A 6,000-nucleotide genomic window follows, 5' to 3' on the forward strand; every position below is an offset into this window, starting at 1 on the left:
CAAAGGAAGGGAGGATTGTCATGCCGCAGAAGCCCCCAACTATCCGACAGAAGCGCCTCGGTGCGGAGCTCCGTAAGCTCCGTGAGGCCGCGGGTATGTCAGGTGAAGATGCCGCAGAGGCGCTGGAGTGCGGACAGGCCAAGATCAGCCGCATCGAGACCGGCACCAATGGGATTCGCCCATTCGAGCTACGCGGCCTGCTGAAGGCATATGGGGTGACCGATCAGGCGCTGGTCGATTCGCTCGTCGACCTCGCCCGCGAGGGCCGCCGCCAGGGCTGGTGGAACAGCTACGTGAGCGCTTTTCCCGGCATCGCCGATCTCGCGCACCTGGAGTCCAAGGCGGTGTCCGTCCAGGTCTGGCAGACCGTGCTCGTGCCGGGTCTGCTCCAGACCCCCGGCTATATGCGCGCGCTGTTCAAGGGCGGCCGGCACGGTTACGACGACGCCGCGGCCGAGCGCTGCGTGGCGGCCCGGACCACCCGGCAGGCCGTGCTCGCCAAGCCGGACGCCCCCGAGCTCACCGCGGTGGTCTACGAGGCGGCACTGCGCTGCGGGGTGGGCGGGCCGGAGGTGATGCGCGGCCAGCTGGGGCACCTCGTCGGCCTCGTGGAGAGCGGGCGGGCGCGGATCCAGGTGCTGCCGTTCGACGCGGGGGTGCACGGCGGCCTGGACGGACCGTTCGTCGTCTATGGACTGCTCGCGTCCGGCATGGACGTCGTCATGACGGACAGCCTCGCCGCGGCCGCCTATCTGGACCGGGAGGAGGACGTCCGGCGCTACCGCGAGCTCTTCGGCTCCCTGCGGTCCCTCGCGCTCACGCCCGACGCCTCGCTCGTCATGATCAAGAAGCTGGCGGTACGGGCGTGAGGGCCCCGCGCCCGGCGGACCCCGGCGCTCCGGGCGGATGGCAGCGGTCCCGCTTCTCCGGCAGCGGCGGCGGCCAGGAGTGCCTGGAGGCCGCGCCGGGCTCCGGCGGGCGGCTGCGGTTCCGCGAGAGCGACCGCCCGCGCACGGTGCTGACGCCCGCGCCGGACGCCTGGGCGGCCCTGCTGCGGGCGGTGAGATCCGGCGTCCTGGACGGCCCCCGGCCCGCCCGCCCACCGAGCGCGCGAGCTCGATAGGGTTCAGGGCCTTGACGGGAGTTACCCCGGACGGCTCAGCTTAGAGTTCATATGTTGTACGGATGGCTGGGCTCCAGTGCTGTGGCCCGGCCGCGGGGCGGCGGTCGTGCCGTACCCGGCGAGGCGGGAGTGAACAATCGTGGAGACTCCGGGGTCGCAGTCGTCACTGCACCGGGCCAACCTGGAGCGGGTCGTGCGGGCCGTACGCATGGCGGGCTCGCTCACCCAGGCGGAGATCGCCCGCGCCACGGGACTCTCGGCTGCCACGGTCTCCAACATCGTCCGGGAGCTCAAGGACGGCGGCACCGTCGAGGTCACTCCCACCTCCTCCGGCGGCCGCCGCGCCCGCAGCGTCTCCCTCTCCGGTGACGCCGGGATCGTCGTGGGCGTCGACTTCGGGCACACGCACCTGCGGGTGGCCATCGGCAACCTCGCGCACCGCGTGCTGGCCGAGGACGCCGAGCCGCTGGATGTGGACGCCTCCGCGGCGCAGGGCCTGGACCGGGCCGAGCACCTGGTCAAGCGGCTGATCGAGGAGGCGGGCATCAACCCCGCCAAGATCGTCGGAGTGGGCCTGGGCGTGCCCGGCCCGATCGACGTCGCCTCCGGGACGCTGGGCTCGACCGCGATCCTGCCGGGCTGGGCGGGCACCAACCCCCGCGACGACCTCGCCGCCCGCATCGGCGTCCCCGTCCACGTCGACAACGATGCCAACCTCGGCGCGCTGGGCGAGCTGGTCTGGGGCGCGGGCCGGGGCGCGGGCGACCTCGCGTACATCAAGGTCGCCAGCGGTGTGGGCGCCGGCCTGGTGATCAACGGACAGATCTACCGGGGCCCGGGCGGCACCGCGGGGGAGATCGGGCACATCACGCTCGACGAGGCCGGGCCGGTCTGCCGGTGCGGCAACCGCGGCTGCCTGGAGACCTTCACCGCGGCCCGCTACGTCCTGCCCCTCCTCCATTCGGCCCATGGCACCGATCTGACCGTCGCCCGCATGGTGGAGCTCGCGCGCGAGGGCGACCCCGGCTGCCGCCGGGTGATCGGTGACGTCGGCCGGCACATCGGCAGCGGTGTGGCCAATCTCTGCAACCTCCTCAACCCCAGCCGGGTGGTGCTCGGCGGCGATCTCGCGGACTCCGGCGAGCTGGTGCTCGGCCCGATCCGGGAATCCGTCTCGCGCTACGCCATTCCCAGTGCCGCGCGCCAGTTGGAGGTCGTCCCCGGCGCGCTGGGCGGCCGGGCGGAGGTGCTGGGCGCGCTGGCGCTCGTCCTGAGTGAAATGGGCGATTCCACGCTGCTTGACGAATCCCGTCCCGCGGGCGCTCCCGCGCCCTCCTGACGGCCGCCAGCGTTTTCCGGCTGACCGCCACGGCCGTATCTTGAGTTCACGCAGATAACGAATGGCATCGTTGCCATCTCGTTAAGGATTTACTTCTTGACGCCCCCTGGGGGGCCGAGTTGACTTCCAGCCACCTCGGTCGCGACGACGCGGCCTCGTCAGGGAGGTATCTGCAAGTGAACACGCGTATACGGCGTGCCGCGGTGCTCGTGGCGGCCGTCTCGATGGCGGCGGGCCTGGCGGCCTGCGGCAGTGCCAAACAAGCCGGTGGCGGGGACAAGAAGGAAAAGAAGGGCTCGCTGACCATCGGCCTCCTTCTGCCGGAAAACCAGACCGCCCGTTATGAGCGATTCGACAAACCGCTGATCGAGAAGAAGATCAAGGAACTCGCGGGGACGCGGACGACGGTCCTCTACGAGAACGCCAAACAGGACGCGTCGGTTCAGCAGCAGCAGGTCGACACAATGATCACCAAAAAGGTCGACGCGCTGATCGTGGACGCGGTGGACGCGAAGTCGATAGCGAGCTCGGTGAAGAAGGCCAACGCCAACGGAATTCCCGTCGTCGCCTACGACCGGCTGGCGGAAGGGCCTATCAAGGCGTACACCTCCGTCGACAACGAACGCGTGGGAAAGATCCAGGGCGAATCCCTGCTGAAGGAACTGGGCGACAATGCCGCAAAGGGCGACATCGTCATGATGAACGGTTCCGTCACCGACCCCAACGCCAAGATGTACAAGGACGGCGCGCACTCCGTGCTCGACGGGAAGGTCACCGTCGGCAAGGAGTACGACACCAAGGAGTGGAAGCCGGAGAACGCCAACGAGAACATGAAGGGCGCCATCTCCTCGCTCGGCAAGGACAGGATCGTGGGCGTCTACTCCGCCAACGACGGCATGGCGGGCGGCATCATCACGGCCCTCAAGAGCGCCGGCTTCACCAAGCTGCCGCCGGTCACCGGCCAGGACGCCGAGCTCTCCGCGGTCCAGCGCATCCTCTCCGACGAGCAGTTCATGAGCGTCTACAAGCCCTACAAGCCCGAGGCCGACGCCGCGGCCGAGCTGGCCGTCGCCCTCGCGCAGGGCGAGAAGACCGACGGCATCGCCAAGTCCGCCGTGGACAGCGGCTCCGAGAAGAAGATCCCCTCCGTCATCGTCACCCCCTTCGCCCTCACCAAGCCCGACATCGCCCAGTACGTCGGCAAGGAGGGCTTCTTCACCCTGGACGAGATCTGCACCGCCAAATACAAGGCGCAGTGCGACAAGGCCGGTCTGAAGTGAGCCCCCAGCGTGCCGCCTTCAGGCGGTGGAGGAGTTGATGAACGTGTCCGCTGCGCCCGTGCTGGCGTTGCGCGGGATCTCCAAGCGGTTCGGTGCCGTCCAGGCGCTCACCGACGTGGAGTTGGAGATCTCACCCGGCGAGGTGGTCGCCCTGGTCGGCGACAACGGCGCCGGTAAGTCCACCCTGGTCAAGACCATCGCCGGAGTCGGCCCCGCCGACGACGGGGTGATCGAGTGGGAGGGCCGGAAGGTCACCGTCGACCGGCCGCACATCGCCCAGGAGCTGGGCATCGCGACCGTCTACCAGGACCTCGCGCTGTGCGACAACCTCGATGTGGTCGGCAACCTCTTCCTCGGCCGGGAGATCGTCCGCGCCGGGGTGCTCGACGAGGTCGAGATGGAGCGCCGCTCCCGCGAGCTGCTCGCCACCCTGTCCATCCGGATCCCCAGTGTCCGCATCCCCGTCGCCGCGCTCTCGGGCGGGCAGCGGCAGACCGTCGCCATCGCCCGCTCGCTGCTCGGCGAGCCCAAGGTCGTCATCCTCGACGAGCCCACCGCGGCGCTGGGCGTCGAGCAGACCGCACAGGTCCTCGACCTGGTCGAGCGGCTGCGGGAGCGCGGCCTCGGGGTGATCCTCGTCAGCCACAACATGGCGGACGTGAAGGCCGTGGCCGACCGCGTCGCCGTGCTCAGGCTCGGCCGCAACAACGGCACCTTCGAGGTGCGCGCCACCTCCCAGGAAGAGATCATCTCCGCCATCACCGGGGCCACCGACAACGCTGTCACCCGCCGTGTGGCCCGTCGGCTGGGCGAGGGCGACGGCGAGAGGGCGGAGGGGAAGCAGTGAGCACGAATCTGTCCGATTCCCACAACGGCGAGGTCCCCGACGGCAACGGCCAGGCACCCGCCGAAGGCACCGTCGTCCCCGTCGACCCCCGGCTGCTGGTCCGGCAGGAAGGTTTCGCCGGGTACTGGAGCGAATTCGGCCGCAAGCTGAGCAGCGGGGAGCTGGGCTCGCTGTCCGTGGTGGTCGGCCTGATCATGATCGCCATCATCTTCCAGCTGCGCGACTCGGCCTTCCTGGGCGCGGAGAACCTCTCCAACCTCTTCGTCACCGCCGCCGGCACGGGCCTGATCGCGGTCGGCATCGTCTTCGTCCTCATCCTCGGCGAGATCGATCTGTCCGTGGGCTCCGTGAGCGGTCTGGCGGCCGCCGTCTTCGCCGTGCTCAACGTCCATCACGGCATGCCGGAGTGGCTCGCCCTCGTGCTGGCGCTGCTGACGGGCGCGGTGATCGGCGCGCTGCACGGCTTCTTCTTCGCCCGCGTCGGTGTGCCCGCGTTCGTGGTGACCCTGGCCGGCCTGCTCGGCTGGAACGGCCTGATGCTCCAGGTGCTCGGCTCCGACGGCACCATCAACCTCGATGACACGGGACTCGTCGCCGACCTCACCAACCACTACTTCACCGACATCTCCGCGGCCTACGGCCTGGCGACCCTGGCCGTGGCCGCGTTCTTCCTGCTGTCGTTCCGCGACAGCAGGCGCCGCGAGGCCGCGGGTGTGCCCAGCCGGCCGCTGAGCGAGATCGTCCTGCGCACCGCGGCGCTGGCGGTCCCGGCCTATGTGGTGGCCTGGTTGTTCAATCAGTACAAGGGTCTGCCCCTGGCCGTGGTGATCTTCCTCGGCGTCGTGGTCGCCCTGGACTTCGTGCTGCGCCGCACGCCGTACGGGCGCAAGGTCTTCGCGCTCGGCGGCAGCGTCGAGGCGGCCCGCCGGGCGGGCATCGACGTCCCGGCGATCCGGATCTCGGTGTTCGCGCTCTCCGGGACGATGGCGGCGCTGGGCGGGCTGTTCCTGGCCTCGCAGATCAACGCCGCGAACCAGTCCTCCGGGTCGGGCAGCCTGCTGATGAACGCCATCGCGGCGGCCGTCATCGGCGGTACGAGCCTCTTCGGCGGCCGGGGCAAGACGTGGTCCGCGCTGCTGGGCGTCCTCGTCATCCAGTCCATCGCCTCGGGCATGGCCCTGCTGGGGATCGCGTCGGCGGTCCAGTACATGATCACGGGCGCGGTGCTGCTGGCGGCCGTGGTCATCGACTCGCTGTCGCGCCGCACGCAGCGGAGCGCGGGGCGCGCGTAGCGCCCGGCGACAGCCGGGATCGGGGGGGGGGGGGGGGGGGGGGGGGGGGGGGGGGGGGGGGGGGGGGGGGGGGGGGGGACGGGTCCCCGCTGTCCCTGTCGTTATGCTTGGTGTCTTCG

General features: G+C 70.3%; 6 protein-coding genes. All 6 read left to right on the forward strand.

Going from position 1 to position 6,000, the window contains the following annotated elements:
- The first annotated feature begins 20 nt into the window (after nucleotides 1–20).
- The 6 genes from ACZ4A5_RS15175 (at nucleotide 21) to ACZ4A5_RS15200 (ending at nucleotide 5,881) form a co-directional block, all read left to right on the forward strand.
- Entirely contained in the window at nucleotides 21–869 is an 849-nt protein-coding gene (locus ACZ4A5_RS15175) for a helix-turn-helix domain-containing protein (protein WP_467582839.1), read from the forward strand.
- Nucleotides 866–1,123, forward strand: coding sequence for a DUF397 domain-containing protein (locus tag ACZ4A5_RS15180; protein ID WP_467582841.1), 258 nt, complete (start codon nucleotides 866–868; stop codon nucleotides 1,121–1,123). The genes ACZ4A5_RS15175 and ACZ4A5_RS15180 overlap by 4 nt, the downstream gene beginning before the upstream one ends.
- 139 nt (nucleotides 1,124–1,262) lie before the next feature.
- Nucleotides 1,263–2,462 carry an ROK family transcriptional regulator gene (locus ACZ4A5_RS15185; RefSeq protein ID WP_467582844.1) on the forward strand — a complete coding sequence of 400 codons (1,200 nt, stop codon included), beginning with the start codon at nucleotides 1,263–1,265 and terminating at the stop codon, nucleotides 2,460–2,462.
- Nucleotides 2,463–2,638: 176 nt separating this feature from the next.
- Nucleotides 2,639–3,742: a substrate-binding domain-containing protein gene (locus ACZ4A5_RS15190; RefSeq protein WP_467582847.1), complete on the forward strand. Its 1,104-nt coding sequence runs from the start codon at nucleotides 2,639–2,641 to the stop codon at nucleotides 3,740–3,742.
- Between the two features lie 34 nt (nucleotides 3,743–3,776).
- Nucleotides 3,777–4,589, forward strand: a complete 813-nt coding sequence (locus ACZ4A5_RS15195) for an ATP-binding cassette domain-containing protein (protein ID WP_467582959.1) — start codon at nucleotides 3,777–3,779, stop codon at nucleotides 4,587–4,589.
- Nucleotides 4,586–5,881 carry a sugar ABC transporter permease gene (locus tag ACZ4A5_RS15200; protein WP_467582850.1) on the forward strand — a complete coding sequence of 432 codons (1,296 nt, stop codon included), beginning with the start codon at nucleotides 4,586–4,588 and terminating at the stop codon, nucleotides 5,879–5,881. The genes ACZ4A5_RS15195 and ACZ4A5_RS15200 overlap by 4 nt, the downstream gene beginning before the upstream one ends.
- The last annotated feature ends 119 nt before the right edge of the window (nucleotides 5,882–6,000 follow it).

The organism is Streptomyces sp. NPDC025618 (assembly GCF_055558795.1).

Bases quoted from the DNA above. Each gene is read 5' to 3' on its own strand.
- ACZ4A5_RS15175 (WP_467582839.1), top strand. From the start codon at position 21: ATGCCGCAGAAGCCCCCAACTATCCGACAGAAGCGCCTCGGTGCGGAG.